Source organism: Kitasatospora sp. NPDC058048, assembly GCF_042885555.1.
GTDB lineage: Bacteria > Actinomycetota > Actinomycetes > Streptomycetales > Streptomycetaceae > Kitasatospora > Kitasatospora lactacystinica.
The window spans coordinates 83,786-102,041 of record NZ_JBHVRT010000023.1; the positions used below are offsets into that span (position 1 = coordinate 83,786).

Annotated in this window: 18 protein-coding genes; 10 read left to right on the plus strand and 8 right to left on the minus strand. The window is 73.1% G+C overall.

Translation table 11 applies throughout. From position 1 onward, the window contains the following. The 4 genes from ACFVVA_RS23970 to ACFVVA_RS23985 all read right to left on the minus strand — a co-directional run. On the minus strand, nucleotides 1-190 hold a 190-nt coding region (locus tag ACFVVA_RS23970), incomplete at its 3' end, for a DUF397 domain-containing protein (protein WP_387692440.1). Nucleotides 191-340: 150 nt separating this feature from the next. Further along, nucleotides 341-547 carry a DUF397 domain-containing protein gene (locus tag ACFVVA_RS23975; protein ID WP_387692442.1) on the minus strand — a complete coding sequence of 69 codons (207 nt, stop codon included), beginning with the start codon at nucleotides 545-547 and terminating at the stop codon, nucleotides 341-343. Between the two features lie 174 nt (nucleotides 548-721). Next, a complete protein-coding gene (locus ACFVVA_RS23980) occupies nucleotides 722-934 on the minus strand; it encodes a DUF397 domain-containing protein (RefSeq protein WP_380356069.1) in 213 nt (70 codons plus the stop codon). Beyond that, nucleotides 931-1,761 (minus strand): helix-turn-helix domain-containing protein, encoded by an 831-nt coding sequence (locus ACFVVA_RS23985; protein WP_380356071.1) that lies wholly within the window; start codon nucleotides 1,759-1,761, stop codon nucleotides 931-933. Before ACFVVA_RS23985 ends, ACFVVA_RS23980 begins: the two co-directional genes overlap by 4 nt. A gap of 344 nt (nucleotides 1,762-2,105) precedes the next feature. On the opposite strand from ACFVVA_RS23985, the gene ACFVVA_RS23990 reads away from it, so the two are divergent. The 3 genes from ACFVVA_RS23990 to ACFVVA_RS24000 all read left to right on the plus strand — a co-directional run bounded on the left by ACFVVA_RS23990 (nucleotide 2,106) and on the right by ACFVVA_RS24000 (nucleotide 3,745). Next, the gene (locus ACFVVA_RS23990) at nucleotides 2,106-2,594 is read left to right on the plus strand and encodes an NUDIX domain-containing protein (RefSeq protein WP_387692445.1); all 489 of its coding nucleotides are present in this window, start codon (nucleotides 2,106-2,108) and stop codon (nucleotides 2,592-2,594) included. A gap of 164 nt (nucleotides 2,595-2,758) precedes the next feature. Then, on the plus strand, nucleotides 2,759-3,169 hold the full coding sequence (locus ACFVVA_RS23995) for an ATP-binding protein (RefSeq protein WP_387692447.1): 411 nt from the start codon (nucleotides 2,759-2,761) through the stop codon (nucleotides 3,167-3,169). A 15-nt stretch (nucleotides 3,170-3,184) separates the two neighbouring features. Beyond that, on the plus strand, nucleotides 3,185-3,745 hold the full coding sequence (locus ACFVVA_RS24000; protein WP_387692449.1) for a hypothetical protein: 561 nt from the start codon (nucleotides 3,185-3,187) through the stop codon (nucleotides 3,743-3,745). Between the two features lie 559 nt (nucleotides 3,746-4,304). Here ACFVVA_RS24000 and ACFVVA_RS24005 read toward each other — a convergent pair. Beyond that, complete coding sequence (locus tag ACFVVA_RS24005) at nucleotides 4,305-5,054, minus strand: SDR family NAD(P)-dependent oxidoreductase (protein WP_387692451.1); 750 nt, start codon at nucleotides 5,052-5,054, stop codon at nucleotides 4,305-4,307. 92 nt (nucleotides 5,055-5,146) lie between these two features. On the opposite strand from ACFVVA_RS24005, the gene ACFVVA_RS24010 reads away from it, so the two are divergent. The 4 genes from ACFVVA_RS24010 (at nucleotide 5,147) to ACFVVA_RS24025 (ending at nucleotide 8,666) form a co-directional block, all read left to right on the plus strand. After that, complete coding sequence (locus ACFVVA_RS24010; protein WP_387692550.1) at nucleotides 5,147-5,557, plus strand: winged helix-turn-helix transcriptional regulator; 411 nt, start codon at nucleotides 5,147-5,149, stop codon at nucleotides 5,555-5,557. 75 nt (nucleotides 5,558-5,632) lie between these two features. Next, nucleotides 5,633-6,298, plus strand: a complete 666-nt coding sequence (locus ACFVVA_RS24015; protein WP_387692453.1) for an SMI1/KNR4 family protein — start codon at nucleotides 5,633-5,635, stop codon at nucleotides 6,296-6,298. Next, nucleotides 6,283-6,792: a PH domain-containing protein gene (locus ACFVVA_RS24020; protein ID WP_387692455.1), complete on the plus strand. Its 510-nt coding sequence runs from the start codon at nucleotides 6,283-6,285 to the stop codon at nucleotides 6,790-6,792. The genes ACFVVA_RS24015 and ACFVVA_RS24020 overlap by 16 nt, the downstream gene beginning before the upstream one ends. 161 nt (nucleotides 6,793-6,953) lie before the next feature. Continuing rightward, entirely contained in the window at nucleotides 6,954-8,666 is a 1,713-nt protein-coding gene (locus ACFVVA_RS24025) for a DUF4157 domain-containing protein (protein WP_387692457.1), read from the plus strand. 80 nt (nucleotides 8,667-8,746) lie between these two features. On the opposite strand, the gene ACFVVA_RS24030 is transcribed toward ACFVVA_RS24025, so the two are convergent. Next, nucleotides 8,747-9,052: a hypothetical protein gene (locus ACFVVA_RS24030; protein ID WP_359910675.1), complete on the minus strand. Its 306-nt coding sequence runs from the start codon at nucleotides 9,050-9,052 to the stop codon at nucleotides 8,747-8,749. A 204-nt stretch (nucleotides 9,053-9,256) separates the two neighbouring features. Then, on the minus strand, nucleotides 9,257-9,754 hold the full coding sequence (locus ACFVVA_RS24035) for an aegerolysin family protein (protein ID WP_359910672.1): 498 nt from the start codon (nucleotides 9,752-9,754) through the stop codon (nucleotides 9,257-9,259). 215 nt (nucleotides 9,755-9,969) lie between these two features. On the opposite strand from ACFVVA_RS24035, the gene ACFVVA_RS24040 reads away from it, so the two are divergent. Further along, nucleotides 9,970-12,975, plus strand: a complete 3,006-nt coding sequence (locus ACFVVA_RS24040) for a BTAD domain-containing putative transcriptional regulator (protein ID WP_387692459.1) — start codon at nucleotides 9,970-9,972, stop codon at nucleotides 12,973-12,975. Between the two features lie 31 nt (nucleotides 12,976-13,006). Here the strand turns inward: ACFVVA_RS24040 and ACFVVA_RS24045 are convergent, their stop codons facing one another. Then, a complete protein-coding gene (locus ACFVVA_RS24045) occupies nucleotides 13,007-14,920 on the minus strand; it encodes a protein kinase (protein WP_387692461.1) in 1,914 nt (637 codons plus the stop codon). Between the two features lie 499 nt (nucleotides 14,921-15,419). Here ACFVVA_RS24045 and ACFVVA_RS24050 point away from each other — a divergent pair, with 499 nt between their 5' ends. Together ACFVVA_RS24050 and ACFVVA_RS24055 are read left to right on the plus strand one after the other, a co-directional pair. Continuing rightward, nucleotides 15,420-16,301, plus strand: coding sequence for a MerR family transcriptional regulator (locus tag ACFVVA_RS24050; protein ID WP_387692463.1), 882 nt, complete (start codon nucleotides 15,420-15,422; stop codon nucleotides 16,299-16,301). A 452-nt stretch (nucleotides 16,302-16,753) separates the two neighbouring features. Further along, a complete protein-coding gene (locus ACFVVA_RS24055; protein ID WP_387692465.1) occupies nucleotides 16,754-18,160 on the plus strand; it encodes an MFS transporter in 1,407 nt (468 codons plus the stop codon). The last annotated feature ends 96 nt before the right edge of the window (nucleotides 18,161-18,256 follow it).

Consider the following 18,256-nt stretch of genomic DNA (forward strand, 5'->3'; position numbering starts at 1 on the left):
CGAACTCGCCGCTGCGGACGGCCGCGACGAATGACACCCAGGCCTCCGCCGGGAAGACAAGAGCCGGGCCCTGAGGATCCTTGGAGTCACGGACCCTGCCCGGATGTGCATCATCCACCTCGACACAGTTGCCACCCTGCTGGCTGTACGTGCTCTTCCGCCACCTGGCGTCGGCGAGGTCGAGTTCCATAGCGCTCACAGCCCTTTCCGTGCCCTCCCCCGCACGCACAAAAACGCTCGGCTGGGGCATCCCCCAGCCGAGCGCCCGACTACCTCTTCACAGCCTCGACTCGGACGGCAACCAACCACGTGCCGCCATGTCCGGAGACCGCCTCCCGCCTCAGATGTCGCCGAACTCGCCACTGCGGACAGCGGCGACGAACGACATCCAGGCCTCGGCCGGGAAGACAAGAGCCGGACCGTCGGGGTCCTTCGAGTCACGAACGGGAGCAAGACCCGGGAAGTCCGCTGCTACCTCGACGCAGTCGCCGCCTTGCTGGCTGTACGTGCTCTTCCGCCACCTGGCGCTGGCCGGATCGAACTCCATAGCGCTCACAGCCCTTCCGTGCCCTCCCCAGCGCACACAAAAACGCTCGGCTGGGGCAACCCCCAGCCGAGCGCCTGACTGTCTGTTCACAGCCTGACCCTGGTCAGCCGGCCACGTGACGCCATGCCCCCGGAAACTGCCCCCAAGCGGGGGCCGCCTCTTCCGGGATCGGACTCAGACGTCGCCGAACTCGCCACTGCGGACAGCCGCGACGAACGACTTCCATGACTCGGCCGGGAAGACGAGAGCCGGGCCCTGAGGGTCCTTGGAGTCACGGACAGGAGTCAGGCCGGGGAAGTCGGGAGCCACCTCGACGCAAGACCCGCCATTATTGCTGTAACTGCTCTTGAACCATGCGGCGTCTGACAGGTCTACAGGGGAAATCATGACGTTCCTCTCACGCCTTGCTTGCGGATCATCTCCAGTGACGCGGCCTTCGACAGCGCTTCCACCTGGAGCTGATGGTAGTCCCGTTCCCAGGCCTGGGCCGTATCAGCGTCTCGCGCGAGGAAGCCGCGCAGCTGGCACTCCGAGTATGCCAGGAGTGATCGATCCACCAGGGTAAGCAGCGTGACCATCATGGTGAACGGCAGCTCTTCTGCGAGCGAGAACGGCGCCACCTGGATGGTGACGTTCGGACGGCTCGCGAGGTCTTCAAGGTGCGCCAGCTGCCGCGCCATGACCCTGGGCCCTCCCACCCTTCGCAGGAGCGCACCTTCATCCAGGACGAAGTGCAGGCGCGGAACCGACCGCTGGTCGAGCAGCTTCTGCCGTGTGGCCAGGAAGTCGAGCCGATCTGCTGCCTGCTCCTCGGTAATGCTGCCGCGCCGCACGGCTGCGGACGCAAAGGCGTTGGCGTACTCCATGGTCTGAGCCAGGCCGGGCACGACGCCCAGCTCGAAGTGGGAGATGCCCTGAGCCTTCGCCTCTTGCGCCGCGTACTCGGGAAACCCTTCCAGCAATGACGACCGGCTCAGGCTCCAGTACGTCAGTTCCAATGTTCCACCGGCATCGATGACCTTGTCAGCCTTACGAACCCAGTCAAGCGTGGGATTGCGTGTCCCTCTTTCGAGGTTCGAAATCTGACTATCACTCAAGTTTGTACGCTGGCCGAGCTGGGTCTGCGTCAAGCCTGCCGCCTTGCGCAGCTTGCGCAGTTGGGCCCCGAACGCCTTGAGGGGCGAGGCCGATGGATCCAGCTGAGACTCACGCATCGTCAGACCTCCACTGCTACGCGAATACCACACGGGGGAACTGTCAAGTGGGAAAGCCTTCCGATCGTAGCGGGCGAGGCGCCACTATGGCTACACCCGGTGATTCATCGGGAGCACAGAGCAACCAGCGGAGACCTCATGCACCCCGCGCGAAATCCCGATACTCGCCTTCAACTCCACGAACTCGCACTGGACTTCACCAGCCCGGAGGAAGGCGATCCGCGCGGGAGCATCGTCGCGGAGGTCACGCCCGGGAAGGCCTACCGCCCGCCCGTCGACGGGCGGGCGCTGCCACCCTTCATCAACCCCTCTTACCTGGAGCAGAGTTGAGCAGGACCCGCATCATGAGCAAGCCCCCGGCCCGCCGGTCGGGTCAGCAGATCTTCGCCCTGCGCGAGGACCCCGACGGATCGGGCGGCCTGCTCGCCCTCCTCGTCGATCCCGTCTACATGGACGGCCTGATCCTCCCCGGCGGCAGCGCCGAGCAGGACGAGCTCCCCCACCTCGCGGCCCGTCGGCACCTCGAAACCGAAACCGGTCTCGTCCTGCCCCTCCGCACCGTCCTCACCATCGACTACATGCCCGCCGCCGAGTTCCCCGAGGGCCTCAACCTCGTCTACGCGGGCGGGATGCTCACAGCCCAGCAGGCCAACACCGCCAGCCACCACCAGCCCCCGGAGGAACTCCGCGCCCTCCACTGGGTCCCCCGTCACCAGCTCCGCGACCTCATGGCCGAGGACCAGTGCCGCCGTGTCGAGGACGCCTGGGACGCCTGGGAGCACGGCGACGGCCTCCCCCTCCTCGTCCGGGGCGTCCCGGTCCCGGTCGGCTGATCACGCCGACACCCCCGAGGCCGGACCGCCATCGCTGCGGTCCGGGCCCTCACTTCAGCAAGACCCCCGAGTCGGCGTCGTAGCGCACCGCACGACGCACTCCATTCGCACGCAATCCTCCCTTGAGGCACTCCCCCATGCTCAAAACCCACCGCCGTCCCCGCATGTTCGTCGCGCGCCTCGACTCCCGTATCGAGTCCACGCCCCTGGCCCGCTACCTGCTCCGCGCATACCTCTCCGGGCTGCCCTCCGGGGAGCGGTACTGCGACACCGCCGAACTGCTGCTCGGCGAGTTGTTCGCCAACGCCGTCCAGCACTCCGACGCCCCCGACGACCTCCACATTGAAGTCCGCTTCACCCTCGCCGGCTCCCGCCTGCGCCTGGAAGTCCACGACGCGGGCACCAACCACCCCACTCCCCGAACCCCGGCCCCCGACGACGAACACGGCCGCGGCCTGTTCCTCGTCAACGAGTTGGCCGAGCGCTGGGGCTGTACCTCCCTCCCGGGCGGTATCGGCAAGTTCGTCTGGGCCCTCGTCGCGCCCTCCCCCAGTCCCGCCCTCGTCACCGCCTGAAAGCCCAGAACCCCCATGCACCTCACCACCCTCGCCGGCCACGCCCTCTCCCGCGGCCGCACCCCCGCCGACACCTACGCCCTCCTCGCCCGCCGCACCCACAAACCGCTGCCCTCCGCGCGGGCGGTCTGCCTCGCCCTCACCATCCCCCTCGCCGAGACCCTCCGCCGCCTCAGCGAGTGCCACGACGCCCTCCTCGCCAACCCCCGCCCCAACTCCGAGACCGACACCGGCGAACTCCTCGAAGCCCTCGGCGTCTTCGACGTCCCCGCCTCCCTCACCGACACCGAACTCACCGTCGTCGACCACTTCCTCGTCGCCATCGACGCCATGGGCGGCATCCGACCCGGCCACCACCACGGCCTCCACCGCTGGTTCACCACCGGCAACCTCACCGCCGCCTACCTCTCCCTCGCCGCCGCCCGACCCGTTCCCCGCACCGGCGAGCCCGCCCTCTACTGGACCACCCTCGTCACCGCCGGCGAACTCCTCACCACCACCCCCAACCCCGACACCCGCCTCAAGTACGCCCTCACCCACTGCCGCACCCAGGTCCAAGCCGCCACCCGAACCTGACCAACACCCCTTGCTGCGCAGGAAGTCGGCCCCACCGACTTCCTGTACGCCAGCCCGGACAGAGCGTTCCGTGAGGGCACGAGAGGTGCGCCCGTTGTACCGAAGGCCGGCTCGGATCAACGCGGTTGACGTTCGACAAGGACGCGGTCCGACGGAGAGACAGGAACGGGCGCAGCCCTCCCCAAGCGACCTCTCGGCCGCTGGGGGCGCGTCCCAAATGTACGGCCCACAGACATTCGTTGGCGGCTTCGACCAGCACCGTTGCTTCGTGCCGGTCAGCGAGTTCGTCGTGTCCCGTCTCGTGGCTGCCGCGCGGTGGCGCTTGAAGCGGTGGATCACCATCACGCTGCCGCCGAGGCCGATGCGGCGGCGCCCGGCGCTCACCCTTCGGGAACGGATCCGTCACGACGGGCGACAGGGCCGGCCACCCGTCAGCTGTGCGAGCCACCCCGAGGCAACCGCACGGACCTCCTGCGGACGTTCACCGATCAGGCCGCAGGACTCGCCGACTGCGGACACGCGGGCACGCGGCGGAGCCCGTCCCGGAACGGACAGAGCGTCAGCGCATGCCACCGGAAGCGAGGATGACATCCCCGGTGATCCAGCGCGCGTCGTCGGAGGCCAGGAAGGCCACCAGCGGGCCGTAGTCGTCCGGGGTGCCCGTGCGGCCCAGTGGGGTGCCGGCGATCGCCTGTGCTTCCTGGGCCGAGCCGGGGAATCCCATGGCTCGGGTGCCCTCGGTGTCCGACGGTCCGGGCATGATCGCGTTGACCCGGATGCCGCGCGGGCCGAGTTCCTTGGCCGCCACGATGGTGAACGCGTTGACGGCGCTCTTGGACGCGACATAGAGCGAGGCGTACGGCGGGTGGGTGAGCGTTCCGGCCGTCGAGACGTTGATGATCGACGCGGCGCCGATGTCGTCCTGCGCGGCCAGGGCCTGCGTGGTGAGGATCGTCCCCAGCAGGTTCGTGGTCATCTCGCGCTGGAACTCCTCTTCGGTGATGCCCGACAGCGGCGCGAAGGCGGCGACGGCCGCGTTGTTCACGAGCACGTCGACCGGTCCGTACTCCTCGCGCGCGCGATCGAACAGATGGCGCACGTCGTCGCCGCGGGCCACGTCCGCCCGGACCGCGATCGCCCGGCCGCCGTCGGCGGTGATGCCCGCGACGACCCGTTCGGCGCCCTCCGCGTCCTCCCGGTAGTTCACCACGACGGCCGCGCCGGTCCCGGCCAGCGTCTTGGCGATCCCCGCGCCGAGGCCCTTCGATGCTCCCGTGACGATCGCCGTACGTGCGTTGCTGCTGATCACAGTGACTCCTCGAGCGTTGGTGCCTGCGGAGTCACCGTAGGAAAGCTGGTTACCACTGGGAAGTACGTACTTTTTTGTAAGCTCATGACGTGATGGAAACTCAGCACGTCGCGACGGCCGCCCGTCTCCTGGCCCACGACACCTTCGACAACAGGTGCGTGCTCAGGCCGATCATGGACCGGACGACAAGCCGCTGGGCGACACTGATCATCTCGGCCCTCGTCGCCGGCCCGCACCGCTTCGCGCAGCTGCACCAACGGGTCGGTGGCATCAGCCAGAAGATGCTGTCGCAGAACCTCAAGGCACTGGCCCGGGCCGGGCTCGTCGACCGCCGTGTCGCGCCCACCACCCCGCCCCAGGTCACCTACGAGCTGACGGAACTCGGTGTCAGCCTGGCCGGGCCGCTGACCGAACTCATCCAGTGGTTCGGCCGGCACGGGGACGAGCTCCTCGCCGCCCAGGAGCACTACGACAGCCGGCAGGAGCCACCGCACGCGTCCTGAGCGGGGCGGCCGCCTGTCGGAGCCGTCGCCTAGAGTGCGGCATCGGATGCGACGACGGCCGACAAGGGATGGGCGATGACCGAGGCGTGGGACCGACTGCGGGCAATCATGGGAGAGCCGGTGTACACCCCGGCGCGGGTCCCGTGGGAGCTGGCGCCCGCCGAACTCGGGGTCCAGCTGCCCTCGGACTACCGCGCGTTCGTCGACCTGTACGGCGGGGTGAGCCTGAACGGCGAGTGGGGGGTGTACACGCCGAGCGAGAAGCCGTCCTTCTACGAGGCGCCGGGCGGCCTGGCGGACTGGCGCATCACGAACGACCTCGATCTCCGCGACCAGATCGAGGGCGAGGAGCACCGGTGGGACCAGCCGGGCCCCACCCCGGTGTTCCCGGACCCGGGCGGCCTGCTGTCCTGGGGCTGGAACAGCAACCACAACCAGTGCTGCTGGCTGACGACCGGTCCGGACCCCGAGCAGTGGCCGGTGGCGGTGTTCTACGAGGACCGGCTCGACCACTTCGACGGGGGTTTCGCGGAGTTCGTGGCAACCGTGCTGACCGGCGGCTACGCGGCGGAGGACGAGCTGCTGGTCCGCGCGGACCCCGAGGTGTGGGGGCCTCAGCCGGCCCGGCCCCTCTGGTCTCCCAAGAGCGACTGGGCGGGCAGGAACTGGGGCGCCGATTGGGGTATCGAGGGATTCCTCGACGCGCCCGGGTCGACGGAGATGCCGTGGGTCAGGACGTGACGGGCGATCGGCGCGACGGGCAGCTCCGCTTCAAGGCGCCGATCCGGTACCGGCGGACGGGCCGGCGGACCTTGGTCCTCTTCCCGACCGCTCTGGCCTGCGCCCTTGCCTTCGTCCTCGCCGCAGGGGCCAAGGGCCGGGATCCCGCGATGATCGCGGCCTTCACGGTCTGCCTGATCGTCGCCTACGTCGTCGCCGCCTCCTTCGTGGGCCCGTTCTGCGGCAGTACCACGGTGGATTCCGCGGGCCTGACCACGCGGACCCTGCTGAGGACACGTGTGGTCACCTGGCCGCAGGTGCGGTCGTTCGGGTTCTCGCCGGAGGTCAACCGCGGCATCGAGCACTGCCTCCTGGAGGTGCGCCTGCACCGGGGGCGGGCGGTCGTCCTGCCGGGCCTGGTCGCGTCGAGCGCGGACGACCCGGAGCTCCGGTCGCGCCTGTCCCAGCTGCGGGCCGCGTGGACCGCGCACCGATCCGCTGCCGCGGCCGGGTGACGCGGCTCGACGGGCCTGCTGCCCCGGCCGGGACGGCCGGGCGGCCCGGCCGGGTCTGCCCCGCGGGGGCAGTGACTCTGCCCCCGCGTACCTGGCCGGGCGCCGACCGCGGCACGTATACAGGAGGCTGAGCCGTCCTCCGCCCCGAAAGGGTCCCCCTCATGCACGCACGGGAAGCCGCCAGAACGCCGGACGGCGCCCGCTCCGGCCGCCAGGGCGCCGACTCCGCGCGGACGGCCCGCACCGCGGCCGTACCGGTGCGGCCGGGGGCGGGCCTTCCGTCCCCGCAGGAGGTGGCCGCCCTGCAGCGCAGCGTCGGCAACGCCGCCGTGGCCCGGATGTTCGAGGAGGCCCGCCACCGGCACGTCCCGGGCTGCGGCCACCAGGAGCCGGGCGGCGGGCACCAGGAGCCGGGCGGCGGGGAGCCCGTGCAGCGCTCCGCCGTGCACCGGGTCCTCGGCTCGCCGGGCCGGCCGCTCGACGCCGGGCTGCGGGAGGAGATGGAGCAGCGGCTGCGGGCGGACTTCTCCGACGTGCGGGTGCACACCGGCACGGCCGCGCAGCGTTCGGCGCAGGAGGTGGGCGCCCGCGCCTACACCTCGGGCAGCCATGTCGTCCTCGGTGCCGGAGGGGCGGACAAGCACACCCTGGCCCATGAGTTGACCCATGTGATCCAGCAGCGCAACGGCCCGGTGGCCGGCACGGACCACGGGAACGGCCTGCGGGTCAGCGACCCGTCCGACCGCTTCGAGCGCGAGGCGGAGGCGACCGCGCGCCGGGTGATGGCGGCGCCGGTGCAGCGGGCCGTCGCCGTCCCGGACGCGCCCGGCGGTGCGGACCGTGCCCCGGGCGGGGCGGTACCGGGCGGGGCGGTACCGGCGGTGCAGCGGGTCGTCACCGTTGCCAGGGGAACCCTCAGCACGGCGGAGGAGACCGAAAAGGTCCAGTGGAAGGCCGAGCGTCACAAGAGGCTGCCGGCGGCGGACAAGCAGGCGATCCTGGCCGAGATCGGGAGGATGGCCGAGGCGGACGGGACCGAACACTTCACCTCGTACGAGAAGCTCATCGACGCGGCCCACGCCCGGGTGCGGGCGGCGAGCGGGCAGAACCTGGCGCCGGTGACTCCCGTCGCCATCGCCACCGGTGGCTTCCAGCACGCGTTGACGATCTCCGACGAGGAGCAGATGAAGCGCCACAGGGAAGTGCGCCGGCGGCTGTCCCTGCGCGGTGTCGGCCTCGATCTGGAGGCGTTCCGCAACCGGCAGGCGATGGTGAACCCGTTCACGTACAGCGACGTGGAGGACGGCGCCTCCTACACCATCGGCGCCGGCGGGAACTTCGTCCTCGGCAGTGTGCAGGAGGGCGACTACTCCCAGCTGTTCGACCTGGCCAGGAGCAATTCGGGGCTCACCGAGCAGCAGTTGGCGAACCGGTTCATCAAGGCGCTGGTCGAGAGCGGCAGCAAGCCGTTCGACGATCTGCCCAAGGACGCGCAGAAGTACTGCGCCAAGATCGTGGCCATCATCCAGGGCGCCGAGTTCCGCCGGGCCGCCGCCAACCCGACCGCGGCCGTCTCGGCGTTCAACAAGGTGGTCACCGGTGAGACGGCCACGCTCCACGAAGCGATGAACCGGTTCACCCTGTTCGCCAAGGCCGGCGGCGGATCGGCGGACTCGCAGTACCACCGCGACAGCAAGGAGCCCGACGCGGAGCTCAACGCCCGTATCCTCCAGGAGTTCAGGTCGCTGGCCCAGCTGGTGTCCGCGAACGGCTTCGACCCCAACGACGAGAAGCAGTTCTACACGGCCTGCGAGACCATCGCGGTCGGCTCGATGAACTCCTTCAAGTCGAACTTCAGCTACACGATGACGTGAGCGGGCCGGCCCCCCGGATCCCGCAGGCGCCGAGGTGTCGGCCGTCGCCGCGACGACGGCCGACTCCCGTGTGCGGTGGGTCAGTTGTCGTTGTTGACCTTGGTGTAGGCCGAGCTGTAGCCGGTCGGACAGTAGAGGGTGTCGCTCCCGTTGCCCATGTGCCAGGAGCCGAAGACCGTCGTCTGGTTGCCCTTGACGTTGTCGTTGTTGCAGACCAGTACCAGCTGCCAGTGGTTCTTGGTGGCGGTGGTCTGGCAGCTCACCGACCCCCAGTTCGTGCCCTGGGTGGTGCTGCAGTACGAGGTCGCCGACGCCCCCGGCGCCGCCATCACACCGGCGGCGACCAGCAGTGCCGCACCGGTTCCCAGAGCCGCAATTCGACGCATGGCCTTCTCCTTCGTCGCATCTCGAACAATCGGTGCGGTCAGCATGCCGAAGATGTGATCAGTTGTATCCACCGTCGGCGCGACTGGCCGAAACCGGCCCGTCCGCTTCCCCGGGCAGCAGCTGCCGGAGCCGCCGCGCGCCCGGGGCGCCCGGCCGGGGAGGGAAGGTCCCGGCCGGGCGCCCGACGGTCAACCGGCTACCGCTCAGGGGCCCGTGATCGTCCAGTACACGGCGGCGTTGTTGCCGCTGCCCCCGCTCTGCGCGAACCGGAACATCGGGTCGGAGCCGGCGGAGTCGTAGCCGTTGCTGCCGGCGTACGGGTTGTTCCAGTGCAGCTGCACGCGCTTGCCGTTGAGCCCGGGGTTCCCGCAGTTCTCCGCGTCGTAGATGACGTGGCCCTCGGTCCCGGTGAGGAAGCCGTTGCTCTCGGACTGCCAGCGCCCGGTGTTCCCGTCGCGCACGATGGCGTCCGGGGCCAGGCCGCTCGACCAGATGCCGTGGTCCAGCCAGGCGTTCTGCAGGCGCAGTTCGCAGCCCGTCCAGTTGACGACCGCGACCTGCGTGCTGCGCGCCGCGCTGAGCGCCTGCGCCGGCTGCTGGTCCGCGGTGGCCGCGCCGGCCGGGGCGGCCGTCGCGAACAGCGCGGCGGCGACGCCGGCCGCGGCCAGGGCCGAACGGACCAGGGACTTCCGCTGTGCCATGGAGTACTCCTCTCGTTCCCGGACCGCGTCGGTGCGGTCCGACTGCTCGAAGCCTCGGCCGGGCCCGTCAACAGGCGGTCGACAATGTGTTGACAGGTGATGGACAAGCAGCGCGCCGTCGACCGCCCGAACCGGGCACGGCGCCTCTGACCAGGGGTGATGCGGTCGGTATCATGCGCCGGGGGGATCGTTGCGCGGGCGGAGGGGGACGGCCGGTGGGTGGTTTGCGGTTCGCGGTGCTGGGGCCGCTGCGGGGGTGGCGGGACGGCGGCGAGCTCGTGCTCGGGTCGCCGCAGCAGCGGAGCCTGCTGCTCGCGCTGCTGCTGCGGGCCAACCACCCGGTGTCGACCGGTCAGCTCGTCGACGACCTGTGGGGCGAGGAGCCGCCCGCCAAGCCCTCCGCCGTGATCCGCACCTACGTCCACCGCCTGCGCCGCGTCCTGGGGCCCGACGTGCCGACCACGCTCAGCGGGGGCTACCTGCTCGCCCTGGACCCGGGCGCACTGGACACCCACCGCGTCGAGGAGCTCCTCGACGAGGCGAAGGAGCTGCGCGCCGACGGCGAGCACGCCCACGCCGCCGGAGTGCTCCGCTCGGCGCTGGCCCTGTGGCAGGGCGAGCCGATGACCGCGCTCCCCGGCCCCTACGCCGAACGGCAGCGCGGCGAGTGGGCCGAACGCCGGGTGACCGTCCTGGAATCCTGCCTGGAGGCCGAGATCGAGGCCGGACCGTCCGGCGAACTCGTCGCCGAACTGACCGCCGTCGTGGCCGAACACCCGCTCAGGGAACGGTTCTCCGAACTGCTGATGCTCGCCCTCTACGGAACCGGCCGGCAGGCCGAGGCCCTGGGCGTCTTCCGCACGGCGGACCGGCGGCTGCGCGAGCAGCTCGGCGTCAGCGCGGGGCCCGGGCTGCGCGAACTGCAGCGCCGGATCCTGGTGGCCGACACCGGCCTGGTGGCGCCCGCGCGGCCCCGGGCCGCCGCCGCGACCCGCCCGCCGTACCGGGCGGCGGTCCGGCCCACCCAGGTCCCGGCCGACCTCGCCGACTTCACCGGCCGCGAGGCGCAGACCGAGGCCCTGCGGGCCGTCCTGCTCGCCCCCCGCACCGTGCCCGTCGCCACCGTCTCCGGCCTGGGCGGCGTGGGCAAGACGGCGCTGGCCGTCCACGTCGCGCACGAGCTGGCCGCCGACTTCCCCGACGGCCAGCTCTACCTCGACCTGCACGGCGCCGACGGCCGCCCGACCCGCCCCGAGGAGGCCGTGGGCACCTTCCTGCGCTCCCTCGGCGTACCGGCGGACGCACTGGCCCCCGGGCTCGCCGAACGCTCCGCCCAGTTCCGCTCGCTGCTCTCCGACCGACGCGTGCTGGTCGTCCTCGACAACGCCCGGGACGCCGAACAGATCCGGCCGCTGCTGCCCGGCCGCCCCGGCTGCGCCGTGCTCGTCACCAGCCGGGCCAGGCTCGGATCGCTGCCCAACGCGCACGTCGTCGAGCTCTCCGCCTTCGCCCGGCAGGAGGCCCTCGGCCTGCTCGGCCGGGTGATCGGCGGGCAGCGGCTGCGGGCCGAGGAGCGGACGGCCGCGGAACTCGTCCGGCTCTGCGGGCACCTCCCGCTGGCCGTGCGCATCCTCGCCGCCCGCCTCGCCTGCCGGCCGGACTGGACCATGGCCCGGCTGCTCGACAAGCTGTCCGGCCACGGGCGCCGACTGGACGTGCTGCGCGCCGGGGACCTCGCCGTCGAACCGGCGTTCCGCTTCGGCTACGACCAGCTGACGCCCGAACAGGCCCGGGCCTTCCGGCTGTTGGCGGTGCCGGAGGTGCCGGACCTGTCGCCGGGCGCGGTCGCGGCGGTGCTCGGCCTGCCCGAGGAGGAGGCCGAGGAACTGGCCGAGTCGCTGGTCGACTGCTCGATGCTGGAGACCGCGCCCCCGGACCGCTACCGGTACCACGACCTGCTGCGCGCCTTCGCCCAGCAGCTCGCCCCGGCCCCGCAGGCCGGGCCGCAGGCGGGGGCCGGGCCGCAGGCGGGGGCGGAGGCGGCGGAGGACTTCCCGGCCGCCGTGCTCACCCGGCTGGCGGCCCACCACCACGCCGAGACCGTCGCGGCGCTCGGCCCGTCCGCCGCCCGCGCCGCCCTGCCCGGTGCCGGCTCCGGCACCGGGGCTGGAGCCGGCACCGGAGCCGCCTCCCGCGCGGCGGCACCGCCCCACGGCCGCGTCGACTACCACGGCATCGGCGCACTGGTCGGCCAGTACGCCGGGCTCCCCGAGCCTCCCCGGCTCGACCTGGTCGCCGAACTGCTGCTCGGCTGCAGCCTGTTGTGCGACACCGGCCAGGCCACCCGGCCGCTCGGGCACGCGGCCAAGGTCCTGCTCCGGGCCGCCCTCCGGCAGGGCGACCGCACGGCCGAGGTCAGGGCCCGGCTGGTGCTCGGACGGCTGCTCACCGAGGTCGGCTCCGAACCCGCGGCCCTCGCCGAACTGCTCAGGGCCCGCGACCTGTGCACCGCCCACGACCTGCCCGGGCCGCTGCTCGCCCTGGCCCACGCCTCACTCGCCGCCCTGTTCGTCCAGGTCGGCCGGCCGGGCGACGCGGTCGCCGGCTTCACGGCGGCGGTCTCGGCCTGGGAGAAGCTCGGCGACCGGCGCTCGGTGGCGGCCGAACTGCTCAACCTGGCCCGCGCGTTCACCGAACTCGGCCGGTTCGACGCGGCCGTCCGCGTCGTCGACCAGTCCCTGCTGATCTGCCACCGGCTCGCCGACCACGACCTCCAGGCGCTCGCCCTCGACTCGATGGGGACGATCGCCCACGACCGCGGCGAGTTCGAACAGGCCCTGCACCACCACCGCAACGCCCTGTCCCTGCTGCGGCCGGACGACCGGCGCCGCACGGGCCGTACGCTGCTGCGGCTCACCGAGTCGCTGCGCGCCGTCGGCCGCGGCGAGGAGGCCGTGGCGGCGGCCGACCGGGCGGTCGAGGTGCTGACGCTCGACGGCGACCGCCGCGGACGGGGGCTGGCCCTGGCGGCACTCGGCGACGTACTCGCCGAGCGCGGCGGGGACGGCGACGGCGACGCGGCCCGGGCCCACCGGTCGGAGGCCTACGACATCCTGGCCTCCCTCGGCTCCCCCGAGGCCAACCGGCTGCGCGCCCTGATCGGCCCGGGCGGGCCCGCCGTGCGGCCCCGCCGGCAGTGGCCGTCCTGGCTGCCGGAGTGACCCGCCCAAGGCCCGGCCGGCGGCCGGCGGCTCACCTCAACGTCCACACCTGGTTGTCCGCGCCCGAGCAGGGCGCCACTCGCACCCAGTGGCCCACGCCGTCGGACGTCAGGCACAGGCTGGTGTCGGCGTTGACGATCCGGTGGCCGCCCGGAACCGGCGTGATGGCCCAGACCTGGTTCCAGTTGGACGGCGGGCTCGTCCAGATCTGCACCCGGCCGCTGTCCCTGTCCTGGTCCAGCCCCTTGGTGAAGTTGCTGGAGGCGTTGCGCAGGTAGTACCTACCCTCGTCGACCTTGTCCAGCCGCCACACCTGCGCCAGCGTGCCGTTGGCATCGAAGGTGTCGACCTGGTTGCCGTCCCGGTCCTTGGAGTAGGAGTTGTCCAGCGTGCCGCCGTTGCTGCTGATCCGCGCCAGCTCGGGCAGCGGCGCCACCGGCTGCCGGGTGGGCTGCGTCGGCGTCGCGGACGGCGTGGGTGTGGCCGTTTCGGCGGGATCCGGCCGGGCCGGGGCGGTGGGGGTCGGCGCGGGCGCGGCGGGGTTCTCCCCGGTGGTGGAGGCGGGGGCCGGGAGCGGGGCGGAGCCGCGGGTGGGCACGGCGGCGGCCGGGGCGGGGGGCGTGACGAAGGGGCTCCGGGTGGTCGGCGCGGGGGCGGCCGGGGCGGGAGCGGGACTCTCGCCCGCGCCCGGCACGGCCGGCGGGGGCGGGAGCGTCGCCGAGGCGGACGGCTGTCCGGTGAGCGGGCTGCCGGCCTCCACGAACGCGGCGGCGTCCGGCCGGGCGGGGCCGTCCGTGGGCCCGGCGACGGCGGCGGTGTCCTGCGGCGCGCCGTCCCGGCCGGGCCGGACCACCGCCGCCCCGGCGGCCCCGGCCATGCAGAGCAGGGTCAGGGCCGTCGCCCCGGCCAGCGCCCGCAGGCGGTGCCCGGTCCGCGGGGCGGGTCCGGTCCGCGGGGCACGCCCGGTTCGTGGGGCACGCGCCGCGACCGGCCGGGGACCGGTCCCGGTCCCCGGCCAGGACGGGGACCGGGACGGGCCCGGCGACGGCGCCGCCTCCACCGCAACGAGGGCGCGGCGTGCGGCGGTGGCCATCGTCGCCGCGTCGGGCCAGCGCTCACCGGGTTCCTTGGCCATCGCCCGCTCGACCAGCGCCCGCACCGGCGCGGGCACCTCCCCGGGAAGCGGCGGCACCGGCTCCGTCAGGTGCTTGAGGATCACTTCGAGGGCGGTCTCCCCCTCGTACGGGAGCCGGCCGGCGAGACACTCGTAGAGGACCACGCCGAGCGCGTAGAGGTCGGCCGAGGCGGTGACCGTCCCGGTGGAGGCCTGTTCCGGTGCCTGGTAGGCGGCGGTGCCCAGCACCATCCCCGGGACAGTCGTCCGGGCGTCGCAGTCGGGCCGGGCGATGCCGAAGTCCGCGATCACCGTCCGGTCGCCGCGGACCATCAGGTTGGCCGGTTTGATGTCCCGGTGCACCACCCCGGACCCGTGCGCGGCCTCCAGCGCGTCCAGCACCTGCAGGGCCAGCTCCAGGGCCTCCGCCACCGGCAGGGCTCCGCGGCGCTCCAGGACGGCGCTCAGCGGTTGCCCTTCGATCAGCTCCATGACCAGGTAGCCGACCGGGCGCCGCCCGTTCGCGGCGCCGGGCCCGGCGTAGGGCCCGTGGTCGTCGCCGAGCCCGTAGTCGTGGTCGTGGCCGGGCCCGCGGTCGTGCCCGTAGTCGTACACGCCGACGATGCCCGGGTGCCGCAACCGGGCCATGACCCGGGCCTCGGCGTGGAAGCGCTCGGCGAAGCCGGGCTCGTCCAGCAGGGCGGGCTTCACCACCTTGACCGCCACCCGGCGGCCGAGGACCTCGTCCTCGGCGAGCCACACATCGCCCATCGACCCGCCGCCCAGCCAGTCCACCAGTCGGTAGCGGTCGGCGAGCACGGTGCCGCGCATGCATCCCCCTGAATCGAGCCCGAGGACCGGAGCGGATCCGGGGACCGGCCCGGTTCCCCGGGCACGCCCTGGTCCGGGCGCACTCCGAGGATCATGACACCGGCAATTCAACTACTGAATTCCCATCATATGAACCGCTCTCGGCCCGGGCCATCACCGGCCCCCGCCCCCCGGCGGGCCGGCGGCGGGCCCGCTCTCCCCCGGCGGCGTACGGGGCGCCGGATCCGTCGTTCGCCCACGGACGGCGCCGCCCAGGGGCGCCTCCGCGCAGGTCGCAGGCAGCCGACCGTGCACGGACGGCCTCCGGTCCGCGGGCCGGTGAACCGCCCCGCCCGGCACCGCGAACAGGCGGCGGATCCGGCGGGCCTTCACGGACTTCCGCCGGCTTCCGCGGGTTCTGCGGGCTTCCGTGGGCGGTTCCGGTGCGAATGCTGACGTACCGCCGCATAGCGTTCCGGGGTTTGCCCCTCCCCCAGGGGAAGGCGGCACAGTGGCGGGCGTGCAGGAGAACGTGATCACCATCGGCGAACTCGCCGCCCGGACCAGGCTCAGCCTCAAGGCCCTGCGGCTCTACGACGAGCGGGGGCTGCTGCCGCCCGCCCTGGTCGACGCGCGCACCGGAGTGCGCCGCTACGGCCCGGCGCAGGTCGAGCGGGCCCGGCGGATCGCGCTGCTGCGCGCCGCCGGGCTGCCGCTGGCGCGGATCGCGGCCGTGCTGGACGCGGCCGGGCCGGACCCCGGCGCGGACACCGACGCCGACGCGGACACCGACGGCAACGCCGACACCGACGGCAACGCGGGCGAGCGGGAGCTGCTGGCGTACTGGCGGGAGCGGGAGGCCGAGCACGCGGCCCGCCGGGAGGCGGTGGGCTACGCCCGGGAAGTTCTGAGTGGAAGGAGCACCACCGTGTTCGAGATCGCCGAGCGCGACGTACCCGAGCAGCGGGTCCTGTTCGTACGCCGGCACGTGGACGCCGCCGCGCTGCCCGGCTTCCTCGCCGAGGCCGGCGAGCTGCTGCTCGGCCGGCTGCGGGAGGTCGGCGCGTGCCTGTCCGGACCGCTGTTCGCGGTGTACCACGGCCTGGTGGGCGAGGACTGCGACGCCCTGGTCGAGGTCTGCGCCCCCACCCCGAACGACGTCGGGCCGCACGGCCCGTTCGCGGTGCGCATCGAACCCGCGCACCGCGAGGCGTACACCGCCCTGACCCGGCGGGGCTTCACCGCGATGGCCGCCGCCCACGACGCGGTGGGCGCCTGGGCCGCCGCCCGCGGGTACGGGCGGGGCGGGCCGAACCGGGAGGTGTACTACCCGAACCGGGAGACCGCCGGACCGCGGGAGCACGTCGTGGACGTCGCCGTGCCGCTGGCCGCGGGCCGGTAGCCCCGCGGCCCCGGCCGGGGGCTGACGGCGAGCCGACACAGGGCCCGCCGCGGCCCGCCGAGGCCCGCCGAGAGATGACGCACCGGGGTCGCCCCCGTACGGACGGGCACCGCCCGGGTGTGGAATGGGCCACAGTTCCAGGGCTGTTGGGGGCCGCGGGTGAGAAGGGTCACGCCCGGAGCGCTTTCGCGGCCCGCGGCGGCGGCCGCCCCCGGCAGGACTGGGCGGGCGCCGTTCCGGCACGGGCGAAGGGCCCGTCCGCTTCGGGACCTTGGTCGTGAATCCCCTCGACCTTCGGCCCGGTGGCGGCCCCACGGGGCCGGGGCAACCGTGGACGGTCGCCCGTTGTGACCGGGCGATGGCGCCGTCCGAGGTGGGCGGCGTCTTCCCCTGCCGTCTACCCGGCGCACGGTGCGCAGTGCGTGCCGTACGCTCCGGAGGACCCCCAGCACATGTCCCAAACCATCGACAACGCCCCGTATACCGCGTTCCACCGCAGGCTGGCCCTGGCCTGTTCGGGCGGACCCCTGCTCGACGGCTACATCCTGAGCATCGTCGGCGTCGCCCTGATCGGGATGCGCCCGGACCTCGGGCTGTCCACGGCCGAGGTCAGCCTGATCGGCGCCGCCGCGCTGGTGGGGATGTTCGTCGGCGGCGCGCTCTTCGGCGTGCTGACCGACAAGATCGGCCGGGAGGTGATGTACACCGCCGACCTGCTCGTGATGGTCGCCTGCTCGGTGCTCTCCTTCTGGGTGGACGCGGTGTGGGCGATCGCCGTGCTGCGCTTCGTGCTCGGCATGGCCGTGGCCGCCGACTACCCCATCGCCACCTCGCTGCTCGCCGAGTGGCTGCCCGCCAAGAAGCGCGGCCGCCTGCTCGGGCAGCAGATCGTCGCCTGGTACGCCGGCTCGGTGCTCGCCTACGTGGTGGGCTACCTGTTCCTGGAGCTGGCCGGGCCGGGCAGCTGGCGGTGGATGCTGGCGAGCTCCACGGTGCTGTGCGTGGTGTTCCTGGTGATCCGGCGCGGCTCGCCGGAGTCCCCGCGCTGGCTGGCCGCCAACGGGCGGGTCGGTGACGCGGTGCGCGTGGTCGAGAAGCACCTCGGGGTCCGGGTCGACGGCCGTGAGCTGATGCCCGATCCGGCCGAGCGCGGCCGCCCCGCCGGGCTGCGCCTGCTGATGACCCAGCCCTACCGGCGCCGCACCCTGTTCTGCGGCCTGTTCTTCATGTGCCAGGTCGGCCCGCTGTTCGCGATGCTCACCTTCGGCCCGCAGATCCTCTCCTCCTTCGGCATGCCGGGCGGCACCGTGATGGAGACCCTCGGCACCGGCCTGATCAGCCTGGTCTTCCTGCTCGGCTGCTACCCGGCGCTGCGCCTGATCGACACCCGCGGCCGGCGGCCCGTCATCATCTGGTCCTTCGCGCTGATGACCGTCCCGCTGGCGCTGCTGGGCGTGTGGCCCACCGCCCCGGCCGCCGTCGCGCTGCTGGCGCTGTGCGCGTACGCCTTCCTGTGCGGCGGGCCGAACGTGCTCGACTGGACGTACCCCAACGAGCTTTTCCCCACCGAGATCCGCGCCACCGCCGTGGGCGTCGCCACCTCGGTCAGCCGGATCGGCGCGGCCGTCGGCACCTACCTGCTGCCGCTGTCGCTGACCGGGCTCGGCACCGGCCCGACCATGCTGATCGCCGCCGGGACCACCGCCGTCGGCCTGCTGGTCTGCGTCCTGTGGGCCGAGGAGACCCGCGGCACCGCGCTCGGCGCCTCCCCCGCGGCCTCCGCCGGCGCCTCCGGCTCCGCCCCGCGTTCGGCCCGGGCCGCCGTCCCGACCCAGCGGGTCCCGCAGACGGCGCGCTGACGGCCGCCGCTGCGCACGGCTCCCGCGTCCCGCTTCCGACGGCGCCGCCCGGTTCCCCCGGGCGGCGCCGTCGGGCGTTACGGAGCGCCGACTCCC